The organism is Pedococcus sp. P2_D7, assembly GCF_056404295.1.
This window is the reverse complement of the sequence record NZ_JBFUEH010000001.1, coordinates 264,008-279,441: the sequence shown is the minus strand read 5'-3', so window position 1 is coordinate 279,441 and position 15,434 is coordinate 264,008. Positions and strand designations below refer to the sequence as shown.

Sequence of the window (15,434 nt, the reverse complement as noted above, 5' to 3'; positions counted from 1 at the left end):
GCGGCTCAGCTCTGGTCGGTGGCGTGCTCGACACGCAGGATCTGCGGTCGCAGGTCCTGCTCCGGAGGCTCCCACGAGGTGGCGTCGGCGTCGACCTGGTCACCGGAGCGGATGTCCTTCACGCCTCCCCCGGCGCCCTCCTCGCCCGGGAACCAGACGTAGGGGATCCCGCGCCGCTCGGCATACCTGATCTGCTTGCCGAACTTGGCGGGCTTGGGCGCCACCTCGCACGGTATGCCGCGGGCGCGCAGCTCGGTGGCGATGCGGGTGGAGACCGCACGGCTCTCCTCGTCGTTGACCGCGACGAGGACGCACGCGGGGGTCGAGCGGCTGGCGACCAGCAGCCCCTTGCCGATGAGCAGGCCGAGCAGCCGTGAGACCCCGATCGAGATCCCCACGCCGGGGTAGGTCGTCTTCCCGTCGGAGGCGAGCGAGTCGTAGCGGCCGCCGGAGCAGAACGAGCCCCAGGACTCGTGGCCGACCAGCTGGGTCTCGTAGACGGTGCCCGTGTAGTAGTCGAGACCGCGCGCGATCTTGAGGTCGGCGACCAGGGCTCCGGGGGCGTTGTCCAGTCCCGCCCGGATGACCGCTGCCAGAGCCTCGAGCCCCTCGTCGAGGGTCGGGTGCTCGACCCCGAGCGCCCGCACCTGCTCGACGAACGACAGGTCCTCGGACCGGATCGCCGCGAGCGCCAGGCACCGGTCGGCCTGCTCGGCGGTCCGCCCTGCCTCGACCAGCTGGTCCTTGACCTTGGCCGCACCGAGCTTGTCGAGCTTGTCGACGATTCGCAGGGTGCCCGCCACGTCCTCGATGCCGATGCCGAGGTAGAAGCCTTCGGGGATCTTGCGGTTGTTGACCTGGATGACCATCCGGTCGACGGGGAGCTTGCGGAAGACCTCGGCGATGACCAGCGGCATCTCTGCCTCGAAGTGCGGCGCGAGCTCGCCCACGTCGACCACGTCGATGTCGGCCTGGGTGAACTCGCGGTAGCGGCCCTCCTGAGGTCGCTCGCCACGCCACACCTTCTGGACCTGGTGGCGACGGAAGGGGAACGACAGGTGGCCGGCGTTCTCCAGCACGTAGCGGGCGAACGGCACGGTCAGGTCGAAGTGCAGGCCGAGCTCACCGGAGCGGTCCTCCGGACCGCCGTCCTCGTCACGAGCCAACCGGTGGATCCCGTAGATCTCCTTGTCGGCGTCGCCCCCCTTGCCGACCAGCCGGTCCACGGGCTCGACGGCACGGGTCTCGATCGACGGGAACCCGTGCAGCTCGAAGGTCTCGCGGATGACGTCGAGGAAGTGCTGCTCGACGATCCGCTGGGCCGGGAGGAACTCGGGGAAGCCGCTGAGCGGGGTGATCTTCACGAGGCCAATCCTTGCAAATAGGGGTTGGTTGCCCGCTCGCGGTCCATGGTGGTCGCCTGGTAGTGACCGGGCAGGACCAGCGTGGAGTCCGGGAGGGGCAGGACGACCTCGCGCAGCGACCGGTCCATCGCGGCCGGGTCACCTCCCGGCAGGTCGGTGCGGCCGATCGAGCCGGCGAAGAGCACGTCGCCACTGAGGAGCGTGCGGTCGACGTCGACCTGGTCGGCGATCCCGTCGGGCACCGCGTCGACGCTGAACATCACCGAGCCCTCGGTGTGCCCCGGCGCGTGCAGGACCTCGAAACCGAGGCCGGCGAGGTCGAGCGTGGCCCGGTCGGTCACCTCGATGACGTTGCTGGGCTCGGTCCAGGTCGCGCGCCGGCCGAACTGCTGCTCGAGCATGGCGAGCAGCCCGGGGGCGACGTTCGAGAGCAGGTCCTTGAGCCGGTAGCGGTCGTCGCCGTGGATGTAGGCCGCCGTGTCAGCGCCGCACACCGGTGTCACCGAGTAGACGTGGTCGACGTGGCCGTGCGTGAGCAGGACGGCGGCTGGACGGAGCCGGTGCTGGGCCAGCACCTCCCGCAGGGTCTCCTCGACACCGATGCCCGGGTCGACGATGACGCAATCCTCCCCCGCGGCCGGGGCGAGGACGTAGCAGTTCGTGTCGAAGGCGGCGGCAGGAAAGGCGACGGTGAGCACGGCCCGCACTGTATCCGCGATCCCCCACCACCGCGGAGAGCGCTGTCGGTTAGCGTCGGCTGCCATGAAGGAGAGCACGGTCAGGCGTGACGCGTGGGGAGTCCCCCAGCTCTGGGCCCCGGACGTCATCGCCCTGTCCCGGTTGCAGGGGAAGGTCTGCGCGACGGACCGGGCCTGGCAGCTCGAGGTGCAGCGGTGGCGCTCCGAGGGCCGCCTGGCCGAGCACCTCGGACCCGCCTGGGTCGAGTGGGACACCTTCGCCCGACAGGTCCGGATCACGGACACGGCGCGCCGCTGCTTCGAGCGCCTCGACGTGGAGACCGCCCAGTGGGTCGCCGCGTACGCCGAGGGCGTGAGCGCCGGTCTCGTCGAGGGGCCCGGAGCGCCGGAGTTCGACGACGCAGGGGTGCGGGCCGGCCGCTGGGACCCCTGGACTCCCATCGCCGTCCTGCTGACCCAGCACGTGCTCTTCGGCACCCTGGGCGACAAGCTCTGGCGCGACCGCGTGCGTCGTGAGGCCCCCCGCGCGTGGGACCTGTTGTGCGGGCCGCGGCACCCGTCTGCCGCCGACTGGGACGGCGTGGCCGCGAGCGGCAGCAACGCCTGGGCCGTCGCCGCGAGCCGGACCACGACCTCCCACCCGTTCGTGGCGGGCGACCCCCACCGTTCGCTCGAGCTCCCGGGCGGCTACCTGCAGGTCCGCCTGGCGTGCCCCGAGTTCGACGTGGTCGGCATCGCCTTCGCCGGCGTGCCCGGCACACCACACTTCGCGCACGCCGGCGACGTGGCGTGGGGCATCACGAACGCGATGTCCGACTGCCACGACGTCTTCGAGGAGGAGCTGCGCCGCTCGGCCGATGGCATCGAGTCGCGGGAGGCAGACGGCTGGGCTCCCGCGGCGGCGCACCGCGAGGTCCTGCAGGTGCTCGGCGCCGACCCGGTCGAGGTGGAGGTCGTCGAGACTGCGCGCGGGCCGGTCGTGGTTGGCAGGGTGGGGTCGGGCCGGGCTCTCTCGGTGCGGATGGTCCCCCGCGTCCAGGGCGACGCCGGGCTGGCCGCCTCGCTCGCCCTGCTCCGCGCACGCTCCGCCCAGGACGTGCGGGCCGCCTGGCGCGGCTGGGTCGAACCGGTCAACGCCGTCGTCACCGCCGACCGGGCCGGGACGGTGCTGGAGTTCACGGCGGGGCTGGTGCCCGAGCGCGATGCCGCCAACCGCGAGGGACCGGTGCCCGGGTGGGACCCCCACCACACGTGGACCGGCTACCTCGACCATGCCGAGTCGGCCGTCAGCGACGTCGCGGTGCACGCGAACCACGCCACGCGGCATACCGCGCCGTTGGGCCGTGACTTCGCGAGCCCGGACCGCGCCCACCGCATCACCGACCTGTTGGCCGCCACGCCGAGTCTCGACGCGGACGACCTGCAACGGATCCACACCGACACCTTTCACGCGCCCGCCCACCGCATCCTGCCCCGGCTGGAGGAGCTCACAGGCCTGAGCGCGCCTGCGGCCGCGCTCCGGGGCGAGCTGCTGGCGTGGGACTGCCGGATGGATGCCGGCAGCGCCCTGGCCCACCGGTATGCCGTGCTGCGGGCTGCCCTGGTCGACTCCCTCTGTCGTCTGGACGCCTTCGACGGCCTGACGGCCGGATCGAGCCTGCCCGGGCTGTTCGACCCGTGGATGTCGCTGGCGCTGCGGGTGTCCGTCCGGCTCGAGTCGCTCCTCACCAACCCTCCCGAGGGCTTCGACGTCAGATCGGAGCTGGCCTCGGCCCTCGAGGCGGCTGCCGCCGCACCCGAAGCCGTGTGGGGTGACCGGCACCGCCTGGTGCCGATCCGCATCGGACCGCCGGGCGAAGCCCCGCCCGAGAGGGTCGGCGCCTCCGGCGACCGGGACTGCGTGTTCGCGACGTCGAGCCTCCCCGACTCCGACGACCGGTTCGTCCAGGCGCCGGCGGCGCGCTACGTCTGGGACCTTGCCGACCGGTCCGGCAGCCGGTGGGTGGTCCCGCACGGCACTGCCGGATCAGCCCGCTCGGCACACGCCGTCGACCAACGGTCCATGTGGCTGCAGGGCGAGCTCGCGTCCGTGCCCAACGACGACCTCACCGAGGGTCCCTGCCTAGACTGACGCGCGTGACCAGGGAACAGGAGCGCGCCAGGGCGCGCCGCCGTGCGGAGAAGTTCGACGCCAAGCAGGCCCTCAAGGAGCGCGAGGCGGCCCGCAACCGCCAGGTGGCCGTCGTGGTGGCGGCCGTGCTCGTGGTGGTGGCCGCGTTCGTCTTCCTGACCACGCAGCTGGGTGACGACACGAAGACCCCTGCCGCGGCACCCACGACCCCCAGCGCGACCAGCGCCACGACCGCCGCCGTCGAGGGCTGCACCGCTGCACCGGCTCCCCCGAAGCAGGTCCCCAAGGCCGCCAAGCCCGACCAGGCGACCGCTGCGGGCAAGACCTTCACGGCCGTCGTCACGACCAACTGCGGCGACATCACGCTCGAGCTCGATGGGGCCAAGGCGCCCCAGACGGTCGCCTCGTTCGTCGCGCTCGCCAGGGCCAGCTACTTCGCCGACTCGCCCTGCCACCGCGTCACCACCGAGGGCATCTTCGTGCTCCAGTGCGGTGACCCGCTCGGGGGCTCCGGCCCCGGGCCCGGCTACTCGTACGGCATCGAAAACGCCCCCAAGGACGGCACCTACCCCAAGGGCACCCTGGCGATGGCCCGCACCAGTGACCCGAACAGCAACGCCGACCAGTTCTTCCTGGTCTACAAGGACACCAAGCTCCCGACCGAGGGTGGCGGCTACTCCATCTTCGGCACGGTGACCAAGGGTATGGATATTGTCGAGAAGATCGCCGCAGCAGGTGTGAGTGGAGGTGCCACCGATGGCGCCCCTGCCGCGCCCATCAGCATCCTCAAGGTTGCTGTGACCGAGAAGAAGGCCTGACCGTGACCGAGCAGACTCCCCCGGCCGACACCACCGAGCCCGACGACAGCCAGGCCCCCACCACCGCCGCACCGCAGCCGGAAGGGACGGTGGAGCCCGAGCCCGAGGCGGCACCCGGGCCCGAGGCGGCACCCGAGCCCGAGGCAGAGGCTGCACCCGAGCCCGAGGCGGCACCCGAGCCGGCACCCGCGCCCGAGGCAGAGGCTGCACCCGAGGCAGAGGCGGCACCCGAGCCCGCGCCTGCACCTGAGGTCGAGGTCGCTCCCGAGGCCGCGCCCGAATCCGTCGCCGCTGCCCCCGCAGCCGAGCCGGCCGCCAAGCCGGTGCCTCGCCCCACCCCGAAGCCCGGTCCCGTGCCGACGCCGGCCGCGGTCCGCAAGATCGCCCACGCGCAGCCTGCCGCCCTGACGGTCGCGGCTCCCCCCGGTCCGCCGTCGGAGACCTTCGGTCGGGTTGCCGAGGACGGCACCGTCTTCGTGCAGACCGGCGACGGTGAGCGCGAGGTCGGCGCCTACCCCGGCGCGACCGCCGAGGAGGCCCTGCACTACTTCGCCCGCAAGTACGACGAGCTCTACGCCACCGCGGAGCTGCTCCACCAGCGGCTGACGACCACCGAGCTCTCGTCCAAGGACGCGACCGAGGGTCTGGCCAAGCTGCGCGAGCACTGTGCCGAGGCCAACGTCGTGGGTGACCTCGCCATCCTGGATGGCAAGGTCGCCGAGATCGAGACCCTGGTGAAGGCGCGCAAGGAGACCGAGGCCGCCGAGCGCAGCGCCGCCCGGGCCGCCGCCGCCGTCGAGCGCGAGGCGATCGTGGCCGAGGCCGAGCAGATCGCCGGACAGCCCGAGAACAAGATCCAGTGGAAGAGCAGTGGCGCGCGGATGCGTGAGCTGCTCGACGAGTGGAAGAAGCACCAGCGCGGCGGGGCCCGCCTCGACCGCGAGACCGAGGGTGCGCTCTGGCAGCGGTTCAGCCAGGCCCGCAACTCCTTCGACAAGGCACGCCGCGTGCACTTCGCCCAGCTGGAGGGCACGCAGGCCGAGGCCAAGACCGCCAAGCAGGAGCTGGTCAAGGAGGCCGAGGCCCTGTCCAGCAGCACCGACTGGGGCCAGACCGCCGGCGCCTTCAAGCGCCTGATGGACCGCTGGCGCCAGGCCGGTCGCGCCTCCCGCGCTGACGACGATGCGCTGTGGGAGCGGTTCAAGGCCGCCCAGGACGCCTTCTTCACGGCGAAGGACGAGATCTCGGCCAAGGAGGACGAGGAGTTCCGCGGCAACCTCGCCGTCAAGGAGGAGCTCCTCAAGGAGGGTCAGGCCATCCTGCCCGTCACCGACCTCGAGGCCGCCAAGGCGTCGCTGCGCACCCTGCAGGACAAGTGGGACGCGGCCGGCAAGGTGCCTCGGGGCGACGTCGACCGCATGGAGAAGGGGATGCGCCGCATCGAGCAGGCCGTCCGCGACGCGGACGACCAGCGCTGGAAGCAGTCGAACCCCGAGGTCGCGGCGCGCGCCCAGAGCATGGTCGACCAGCTCGAGGCGTCGGTCTCGTCGCTGCGTGACGACCTGGCCAAGGCACAGTCCTCGGGCAACGAGCGCAACGTCAAGGACGCCCAGGCCAAGCTCGACGCCCAGGAGCAGTGGCTCGAGCAGGCTCGCGGCAACCTCGACGAGTTCGGCGGCTGACCGACGGTCGCCGTCGGCGACCACGCGAAGGGCTACGCCTTGGCGGCGGTGGCCTTGGTGCCGGTGATCCGGTAGACGTCGAACACGCCGTCGATCTTGCGGACCGCCTTCATGACGTGCTCGAGGTGGCTCGGGTCGCCCATCTCAAAGGTGAACTTGCTGATGGCGACGCGGTCGCGCGACGTCTGCACCGACGCCGACAGGATGTTGACGTGCTGGTCGGACAGCACCCGCGTGACGTCGGACAGCAGGCGGTTGCGGTCGAGCGCCTCGACCTGGAGCTGCACGAGGAAGACCGACGCGGATGACGGCGCCCACTCCACCTCGATCATCCGATCCGGTTGCGAGAGAAGGGATTCGGCGTTCGTGCAGTCGGTGCGGTGGACGGAGACGCCGTTGCCCCGGGTGATGAAGCCCATGATCGGGTCGCCGGGGACAGGGGTGCAGCAGCGCGCGAGCTTGACCCACACGTCGGCCGTGCCGACCACGACGACACCCGGGTCGCCCGAGCGTCGGCGCATCGAACGGGTCGGGGTGGTCGCCTCGGCGAGATCCTCCGACGCGCCCTCCTCCCCACCGAGGGAGGCGACGAGCCGGCCCACCACGTGCTGGGCGGACACGTGGCCCTCGCCCACCGCGGCATACAGGGCATCGATGTCCTGGTAGCGCAGCTCGGAGGCGAGCCCGGTCAGGGTCTCGACCGTGAGCAACCGCTGGAGCGGGAGACCCTCCTTGCGCATGGCGCGGGCGATCGCGTCCTTGCCGGTCTCGATCGCCTCCTCGCGGCGCTCCTTCGAGAACCACTGCTTGATCTTGTTGCGAGCCCGGGGCGACTTGACGAAGGTGAGCCAGTCGCGGGACGGGCCGGCGCCGTCGGCCTTGGAGGTGAGGACCTCGACGACGTCGCCGTTCTCGAGCGTCGACTCGAGCGGGACGAGGCGGCCGTTGACGCGGCCACCGATGCAGTGGTGCCCGACCTCCGTGTGCACGGCATACGCGAAGTCGACGGGGGTCGCCCCGGCCGGGAGGGCCACGACCTCACCCTTGGGCGTGAAGACGTAGACCTCGCGGGCGTTGATCTCGAAGCGCAGTGAGTCGAGGAACTCCCCCGGGTCGGCGGTCTCCTTCTGCCAGTCGAGCAGCTGGCGCAGCCACGCCATGTCGTTGATCGGGCCGGTCTCGCCTTCCTTGGTGCCGGCGCTCGGCGCGGTGCCGTCCTCCTTGTACTTCCAGTGCGCGGCCACGCCGTACTCAGCCCTGCGGTGCATCGTGTGCGTGCGGATCTGGATCTCGACGGCCTTGCCCTCGGGTCCGATGACCGTCGTGTGCAGCGACTGGTACATGTTGAACTTCGGCATCGCGATGTAGTCCTTGAACCGCCCGGGCAGGGGGTTCCACCGCGCGTGCAGGGCACCGAGCGCCGCGTAGCAGTCGCGCACCGAGTCGACCAGGACGCGGACCGCGACGAGGTCGTAGATGTCCTCGAAGTCGCGGCCGCGCACGATCATCTTCTGGTAGACGGAGTAGTAGTGCTTCGGTCGCCCCGTGACCGTCGCCTTGATCTTGGCGCCCTTGAGGTCCTCGCTGACCTGCTCGCGCACCCCCGACAGGAACTCCTCACGCGCCGGAGCGCGCTCGGCCACGAGTCGCACGATCTCGTCGTAGACCTTCGGGTAGAGCGTCGCGAAGGACAGGTCCTCGAGCTCCCACTTGATGGTGTTCATGCCGAGCCGGTGGGCGAGCGGTGCGTAGATCTCGAGGGTCTCGCGGGCCTTGCGCTGGGCTGACTCGACCGAGACGTAGCGCCAGGTGCGGGCGTTGTGGAGGCGGTCGGCGAGCTTGATGACGAGCACGCGGATGTCGCGCGCCATGGCCACGACCATCTTGCGGACCGTCTCGGCCTGGGCGGCGTCGCCGTAGGTCACCTTGTCGAGCTTGGTGACGCCGTCGACGAGCATCGCCACCTCGCGCCCGAAGTCCTTCTCGAGCTGGGTCAGGCTGTATGCCGTGTCCTCCACCGTGTCGTGCAGCAGGGCGGCCGCCAGCGTGGCCGGCGTCATGCCGAGCTCGGCGAGGATCGTCGTGACCGCCAGCGGGTGGGTGATGTAGGCGTCACCGGACTTGCGCTGCTGGCCGCGGTGGGCCTCCTCGGCGACGACGTAGGCCCGCTCGATGACGGTCAGGTCGGCCTTGGGGTGGGTGGCCCGCACGGTCTGGAGCAACGGCTCGAGGACCGGGTTGGTCGGGCCCCCGCGACTGCCGAACCTGGCCAGTCGGGCGCGGACGCGGTTCGCCGAGGACGCGCCGGTGGGCACCGGCCCGGTGACGACGTCCTCAGTCATGTCGGAAGCCTACGTGACCACCACGGTCGAGTGGATCTCGCGTCCGGACAAGCGCTCGCGCCCGGACAGGAAGGCCAGCTCGACCAGGGTCTCGAACGCGACGACCTCGGCCCCGGCCTGGTCGAGCAGCTGGCAGGCCGCCGCCGCGGTGCCGCCGGTGGCCAGGACGTCGTCCACCACCAGCACCCGCTCGCCGCCGACGAAGGCGTCCTGGTGGATCTCGATGGTGGCCGAGCCGTACTCGAGGTCGTAGGTCAGACCGCGCACCGCCCCCGGGAGCTTGCCCGCCTTGCGGACCGGCACGAACCCGATGCCGAGCTCGTGCGCCAGGGCTGCCCCGAAGATGAAGCCGCGGGCTTCGATGCCGACGACCACGTCGATGCTGCCGCGCCGGCGGTCGGCCATGTCGCGGATGATGTCGCCGAAGACCCCGCCGTCGGCGAGCACGGGAGTGACGTCCTTGAACAGGATCCCCGGGGTCGGGAAGTCCGGGATGTCACGCAGCCGCGCGGTGACCCGGGCGGCGAGCGACTCGCTCATCGTCCGGTCCACCGACGCGACGGCTGGCTCATCGACGTGCTGCTGTTCACCGACGTGACTTGGGCGGACGCTTGGGCTGGTTGCGCGGACCACTGGTCGCGTACTTGTGGGTCTCGCGGACAGCACTGGTGCGCGCCGCCGACGGGACCGGCTCGCGGCCGTCCTCGGACAGCTCCTCCGCATCGGGCTCGTGCGGGACCGGGGCAGCGTCCGAGGAGGAGATCACCCCACCGTGGCGGGCCTGGTAGCGGGTGGCCTTCTTGTCGAGCTCGACGACAGCCGGCTCCTTCATGCGCAGGTGCACCAGGAGCGGGGTGGCGATGAAGATCGACGAGTACGCACCCACGGCGATACCGACGAACAGCGCCAGCGCGAGGTCGAGCAGCGTGCCGGGGCCGAGGAAGAGGAACCCGATCACCAGGATCGACGCGATCGGCAGCAGGGCCACGATGGTCGTGTTGATCGAGCGCACGAGGGTCTGGTTGACCGCGAGGTTTGCCGCCTGCGAGTAGGTCATCCGGCCATTGCCGAGCGCCTCGGTGGTGTTCTCGCGCACCTTGTCGAACACGACGACCGTGTCGTAGAGCGAGTAGCCGAGGATCGTCAGGAAGCCGATCATCGTGGCCGGCGAGACCTCGAACCCGGCCAACGCGTAGATGCCCACGGTGATGAACAGGTCGTGGAGCAGCGCGACGAGTCCGGCGACGGCCATCTTCCAGGTGCGGAAGTAGAGGGCCATCACCAGCGAGACGAGCGCGAGGAAGACCGCCAGCGCCTGCAGGGCCTTCTGGCTGACCGAGGCTCCCCACGAGGGACCGACGAAGGAGGCCGACACGTCGGTCACGTCGGTCTTGAACTCGTCGGCGAGCGCGGACTGGACCGAGCGGATCCCCGACTCGTCGAGCTTCTCGGTCTGCACCCGGATGGTGCCGGAGCCGACCTTGGTCACCTCGGCAGCACCGGCGTTCGGCACGGTGGCCACGGCGTCCTTGGCCCTGGTCTCGTAGTCCTGGCTGGCGGTGACCTTCGAGACCCGGAACTCCGAGCCCCCTCGGAACTCGAGGCTCAGGTTCAGCCCGTGCCAGACGAGGCCGATGATGGCGATGAGGAAGAAGACGCCGGAGAGGGCGTACCAGCGCTTGTAGCGGCCGACGAAGTCGACCGACCGCTTGCCGGTGTAGAGGTCGTTGCCCAGTGCGGCGAAGTTGATCACAGCGCGCTCCCGTCGCTCGCGGTCCGTGCGGTGGTGGGCATCGCGACCCGTCCGCGCCCGGCATACCGGGGCTTGTGGGCCTTGGCGCCAAGGCGCTCGGGGTCGAGTCCCGACCACTTGTGTCCGCCGCCGAAGAACTTCGTGCCCGACAGCAGGGCCACGAGCGGGTGGGTGAAGAAGACCACGATGAGCAGGTCGATCAGCGTCGTGAGGCCGAGCGTGAACGCGAACCCGCGCACGTTGGACGACGCCAGCAGGTAGAGCACGAAGGCGGCGAGGAAGTTCACGCCGTCAGCGGCCAGGATCGTGCGCCGGGCGCGACGCCAACCGGTGTCCACGGCCGCTCGCAGCGGCCGTCCTTCTCGCACTTCGTCTCGGATCCGTTCGAAGTAGACGATGAACGAGTCGGCTGTCACACCGATGGCCACGATCAGGCCGGTCACCCCGGCCATGTCGAGCCGGAAGTTGTGCGACCACCCCAACAACGCGATCGCGACGTACGTCAGCATGGCGGCGATGACGATCGACAACACCGTGACGAGGCCGAGGGCGCGGTACTGCGCGAGGGAGTAGAGGAACACCAGGGCGAAGCCGATGATGCCGGCGATCAGGCCCATGCGGAGCTGCTCGCTCCCGAGCGTCGGGCTGATCTGGTCGCGCGTCTGCAGCGTGAAGGACAACGGCAGGGCGCCGAACTTCAGCTGGCTGGCGAGGTCGCGTGCCGACTCGATGGTGAACGAGCCCGAGATGCTGGCGCGGCCGTCGAGGATGGCTGCCTCGAAGTAGGGGGCGACGATGACGCGCGAGTCGAGGGTGGCGGCCATCTGGTTGCGCGGCGACTCCAGCGAGACCATCCGCCGGCTCGCCTCGCCGTAGGCCTTGGTGCCCGACGACTTGAAGGTCAGGCTGATCTCGACGGTGCTCGACGGCTGGCCATTGGACAGCGGGCGGTAGCCAGCTGCTGCGTCCTTGATCTGGTCACCGTTGACGACGACCGGGCCGAGCACGTACTTCTCCGCCCCGTCGTCACTGCAGGTCACCAAGGGCTTCGCGGGGTCGTCGACGATCTTGTCGGTGACTCCCGGCACGGAGCAGTCGAGCGCCTGGTAGGCCTTCGCCACGTCGTCGGTGATCCAGGCCAGGTCGCTGGCGTTGGCCGGCTTGGACGACGAGCCGGTCGGAGCGGTGGTGGCGGTGCCGGTCGCGGTTCCGGTGGCGCTCCCGGTGGGTTCGGTGGTGCTCTTGACGAACGCACCGGGCACTCCTGAGCCGGCCGTGGTGGCCGTGCCCGTCGCCTTGGGCACAGTGGCGGTGCCGGTGGCCGTCCCCGTCGCGGTGCCGGTCGCGGTCCCCGTCGCGGTGCCGGTGGCCGTGCCGGTCGGCGTCGGCTGGTTCACCCCGGGGGCCGTGGCCAGCACCGGGCGGAAGCGCATCTGCGACGACTTCCGGATCGCATCCTCGGTGGTCTTGTCGGGCGTGCCCGGCATGCTGACGACGATGTCCTCGCTGTTGCGCGTGGTCACCTCCGCCCCGGCCACCCCGTTGGCGTCGACGCGCTGCACGATGATGTCGCGGGCCTGGGTCAGCTGCTCGTTGGTGACCTTGCTCGACCCGACGAGCACCGGCTTGAGCACGAGCTGCGTGCCGCCCTCGAGGTCGAGGCCGAGCTTGGGCTTCCAGTGGGCGTCACCCCAGGTGGTGACGGAGAACAGCAGCCCGTAGAGGGCCAGGGTGACGGCCGCCAGCGCTGACAGGACCTTCAGCGGCTTGCGGTTGTGCGGGTTGATTGCCACGTGCAGGGACCTCTACTCGGTGGTGCCGGGTGCAACCGGGCCGGTCGGCGCTGTCTTGGTGCCGATGGCTCGCCGGTCGAAACGGACGGTGACCCCGGGGCTGATCTCCAGGGTGGCGGTCTTGTCGTCGAGGGACTTGATGGTGCCGAACAGGCCCGATGTCGTGCAGACCTCGTCGCCGACGACCAGCGCCGCCTGCAGGGTCTGGACCTCACGCTGGCGGCGCCGCTGGCTGAACACCATGAAGACGATCAGCAGGACGGGCAGCGCGAAGATCAGCAGGCTGGCCACGGGCGACCCGCCGCCAGAAGCCGTGACCGCCGTCAGCGTGGCCGGCATGCCTAACGTCATGGAGCAGTCCCTTCGGGTTGGGGCAGGCGGTGTGCGGCGCCACGCAGTCGGGCACACGCAAGTCCCCGACTCCAGCCGGGGGACCGCCCGAGTGTAGGTGACGCACGGCATACCGACCAACGTGCCCCACCGTGGCTGCGTTCCAATTGTGACCTTTGGCGGTGGTCAGCTCCCGAAGCGGCCCTCACCGGTGTCGAGCGGGAGGCTCGGCTGGGCGACGTGCCCGGCCGGTGGCGTGAGCCCGAGGTGCTCCCAGGCCAGCGCGGTGGCGGCGCGGCCGCGTGGGGTGCGGGTGATGAAGCCCTCGCGGACGAGGAACGGCTCGGCGACCGTCTCGACGGTGTCGGCCTCCTCCCCCACCCCGACGGCCAGGGTCGACAGCCCCACCGGGCCACCGCCGAACCGGCGGCAGAGCGAGTCGAGCACGGCCCGGTCAAGGCGGTCGAGGCCACGGTCGTCCACGTCGAAGAGGGCGAGGGCCGCATGGGCTGCCTCCAGGTCGACGACCTGGCGCCCGTGCACCTGCGCCCAGTCGCGCACACGGCGCAGCAGGCGGTTGGCGATGCGTGGTGTGCCCCGGGACCGACGGGCGATCTCGGTGATGCCGTCGGTGTCGGCCGACACCTCGAGCAACCGGGCCGAGCGCTCGAGGATCGTGACCAGGTCGTCGGCCGCGTAGAAGTCGAGGTGGCCGGTGAACCCGAAGCGGTCGCGCAGCGGGGCGGGCAGCAGGCCGGCACGGGTGGTGGCCCCCACGACGGTGAAGGCCGGGAGCTCGAGCGGGATCGCGGTGGCCCCCGGTCCCTTGCCGACGATCACGTCGACGCGGAAGTCCTCCATCGCGAGGTAGAGCATCTCCTCGGCCGAGCGCGACATCCGGTGGATCTCGTCGAGGAAGAGCACCTCGCCCTCCATCAGCGAGGAGAGCACCGCGGCCAGGTCGCCAGCGTGCTGGATCGCCGGGCCGCTGGTGATGCGGATGGGGCGCTCCAGCTCGGTGCCGATCAGCATGGCCAGGGTGGTCTTGCCCAGCCCGGGCGGTCCGGACAGGAGCACGTGGTCGGGCGGGGTCCCGCGTCGCCGGGCTGCCTCGAGCACCAGGGAGAGCTGGTCGCGCACGCGCGTCTGTCCGGTGAACTCGCTCAGCCGACGGGGGCGCAGGGCCGCCTCGACGGTGCGCTCGTCGGCCTCGCTGTCGGCGTCGACCACCCGCGACGTGGCGTCGATCGACGAGTCCTCGAACATCTCGGAGGAGAAGCCATCCGCCATGGCCTAGCGCCCCAGCTCGCGGAGTGCGGCGCGGAGCATCGCCGAGACGTCGGCCCCCGCGGGCGCGGCCTCGGCGGCACGGGACACCGCGTCATCGGCCTGCTTCGCGGAGTAGCCGAGCCCGACGAGGGCCTCGGCCACCTGGTCGCGCCACGCAGCGGTCGGGCTGGTCGGAGCCGCGGTCGCGCCGCCGGCCGCACCGGACGGCATGGCGAGCTTGTCGCGCAGCTCGAGCACGATGCGCTCGGCGCCCTTCTTGCCGATGCCCGGCACCTTGGTGAGCGTCGCGAGGTCGGAGCTGGTGACGGCGGCGCGCAGCCGGTCGGGCGCGAGCACGGAGAGCATGGCGAGGGCGATCCGGGGACCGACGCCGGACACGGTCTGCACCTGCTCGAAGATGTCGCGCTCGTCGTCGGAGCCGAAGGCGTAGAGGGTCAGCGAGTCCTCGCGCACCACCAGCGTGGTGGCGAGCAGCGCCTCGTGGCCGAGGTGCAGCGCCGATGCGGTCGCGGGGGTGGTGTGCAGGAGCATGCCCACTCCCCCGACCTCGACGACCACGCGGTCGAGGCCCACGTGACGCACCGCGCCACGGACGCTGGCGATCACCGGGCCACCGCGGCCCGAAGCCTGGCCTGCTCGACGCGGGCCGCTTCGTGCAGGCGGCTGGACGCGGCGCCCTGCCACAGGTGGCAGATCGCGATGGCGAGGGCGTCGGCCGCATCGGCCGGCTTGGGCGCCGACTCCATCCGCAGGATGCGGGTGACCATCGCCGTGACCTGCGCCTTGTCAGCACGGCCGGACCCGGTGACCGCGGCCTTCACCGACGTGGGCGTGTGCAGCTCGACCGGCAGCCCCCGTCGGGCGGCGGCGAGCAACGGGATGGCCGAGGCCTGCATGGTGTGCATGACGCTGGCGACGTTGACGTCGGCGAACACCTGCTCGACGGCGATCGCATCGGGCTGGAACCGGTCGAGCCAGGTGTCGAGCTCGGTCTGCAGGTAGAGCAGCCGCTGCGCAGTGGGCTCGGTGGCAGGCGAACGCACGACGCCGACGGCCACGAGCCGGACCTGCCGGCCACGCCCTCCCTCGACCACTCCGATGCCACACCGGGTCAGTCCGGGATCGACACCGAGTACGCGCACGACAGCTGCTCCCTCACGTCCGAATCCGTCTTTTCCGAACACATGTTCGGGTTGAACGCTACACACCGGGTCGCACGATCGAGCGGAGCAA

At 71.1% G+C, this 15,434-nt stretch carries 13 protein-coding genes; 3 read left to right on the top strand and 10 right to left on the bottom strand.

The features are described from left to right. Positions 1–5 precede the first annotated feature (5 nt). Together hisS and AC1DWJ_RS01345 are read right to left on the bottom strand one after the other, a co-directional pair. Positions 6–1,364: a histidine--tRNA ligase gene (gene hisS / locus AC1DWJ_RS01350; protein WP_477619812.1), complete on the bottom strand. Its 1,359-nt coding sequence runs from the start codon at positions 1,362–1,364 to the stop codon at positions 6–8. Further along, a complete protein-coding gene (locus tag AC1DWJ_RS01345; protein WP_477619811.1) occupies positions 1,361–2,062 on the bottom strand; it encodes an MBL fold metallo-hydrolase in 702 nt (233 codons plus the stop codon). Before AC1DWJ_RS01345 ends, hisS begins: the two co-directional genes overlap by 4 nt. A gap of 64 nt (positions 2,063–2,126) precedes the next feature. Between AC1DWJ_RS01345 and AC1DWJ_RS01340 the strand changes: the two genes are divergently transcribed. Genes AC1DWJ_RS01340 through AC1DWJ_RS01330 form a run of 3 tightly spaced genes read left to right on the top strand, consistent with a single transcriptional unit; the run spans position 2,127 to position 6,693 of the window. Then, positions 2,127–4,193, top strand: a complete 2,067-nt coding sequence (locus AC1DWJ_RS01340) for a penicillin acylase family protein (protein ID WP_477619810.1) — start codon at positions 2,127–2,129, stop codon at positions 4,191–4,193. Between the two features lie 5 nt (positions 4,194–4,198). Continuing rightward, a complete protein-coding gene (locus AC1DWJ_RS01335) occupies positions 4,199–5,011 on the top strand; it encodes a peptidylprolyl isomerase (protein ID WP_477619809.1) in 813 nt (270 codons plus the stop codon). 2 nt (positions 5,012–5,013) lie between these two features. Beyond that, complete coding sequence (locus AC1DWJ_RS01330; protein ID WP_477619808.1) at positions 5,014–6,693, top strand: DUF349 domain-containing protein; 1,680 nt, start codon at positions 5,014–5,016, stop codon at positions 6,691–6,693. Between the two features lie 32 nt (positions 6,694–6,725). On the opposite strand, the gene AC1DWJ_RS01325 is transcribed toward AC1DWJ_RS01330, so the two are convergent. The 8 genes from AC1DWJ_RS01325 to ruvC all read right to left on the bottom strand — a co-directional run bounded on the left by AC1DWJ_RS01325 (position 6,726) and on the right by ruvC (position 15,343). Further along, on the bottom strand, positions 6,726–9,035 hold the full coding sequence (locus AC1DWJ_RS01325; protein WP_457255208.1) for a RelA/SpoT family protein: 2,310 nt from the start codon (positions 9,033–9,035) through the stop codon (positions 6,726–6,728). Positions 9,036–9,044: 9 nt separating this feature from the next. Then, positions 9,045–9,575: an adenine phosphoribosyltransferase gene (locus AC1DWJ_RS01320; protein ID WP_457255207.1), complete on the bottom strand. Its 531-nt coding sequence runs from the start codon at positions 9,573–9,575 to the stop codon at positions 9,045–9,047. A gap of 46 nt (positions 9,576–9,621) precedes the next feature. After that, the gene (gene secF / locus AC1DWJ_RS01315) at positions 9,622–10,788 is read right to left on the bottom strand and encodes a protein translocase subunit SecF (protein ID WP_457255206.1); all 1,167 of its coding nucleotides are present in this window, start codon (positions 10,786–10,788) and stop codon (positions 9,622–9,624) included. Further along, positions 10,785–12,581 (bottom strand): protein translocase subunit SecD, encoded by a 1,797-nt coding sequence (gene secD / locus AC1DWJ_RS01310; RefSeq protein WP_457255205.1) that lies wholly within the window; start codon positions 12,579–12,581, stop codon positions 10,785–10,787. The genes secF and secD overlap by 4 nt, the downstream gene beginning before the upstream one ends. 12 nt (positions 12,582–12,593) lie before the next feature. Beyond that, complete coding sequence (yajC, locus tag AC1DWJ_RS01305; protein ID WP_457255204.1) at positions 12,594–12,932, bottom strand: preprotein translocase subunit YajC; 339 nt, start codon at positions 12,930–12,932, stop codon at positions 12,594–12,596. A 165-nt stretch (positions 12,933–13,097) separates the two neighbouring features. Continuing rightward, positions 13,098–14,201, bottom strand: coding sequence for a Holliday junction branch migration DNA helicase RuvB (gene ruvB, locus AC1DWJ_RS01300; RefSeq protein WP_457255203.1), 1,104 nt, complete (start codon positions 14,199–14,201; stop codon positions 13,098–13,100). A gap of 3 nt (positions 14,202–14,204) precedes the next feature. Continuing rightward, the gene (gene ruvA / locus AC1DWJ_RS01295; protein WP_457255202.1) at positions 14,205–14,807 is read right to left on the bottom strand and encodes a Holliday junction branch migration protein RuvA; all 603 of its coding nucleotides are present in this window, start codon (positions 14,805–14,807) and stop codon (positions 14,205–14,207) included. Then, on the bottom strand, positions 14,804–15,343 hold the full coding sequence (gene ruvC, locus AC1DWJ_RS01290; protein ID WP_457255201.1) for a crossover junction endodeoxyribonuclease RuvC: 540 nt from the start codon (positions 15,341–15,343) through the stop codon (positions 14,804–14,806). Before ruvC ends, ruvA begins: the two co-directional genes overlap by 4 nt. Positions 15,344–15,434: the final 91 nt, after the last annotated feature.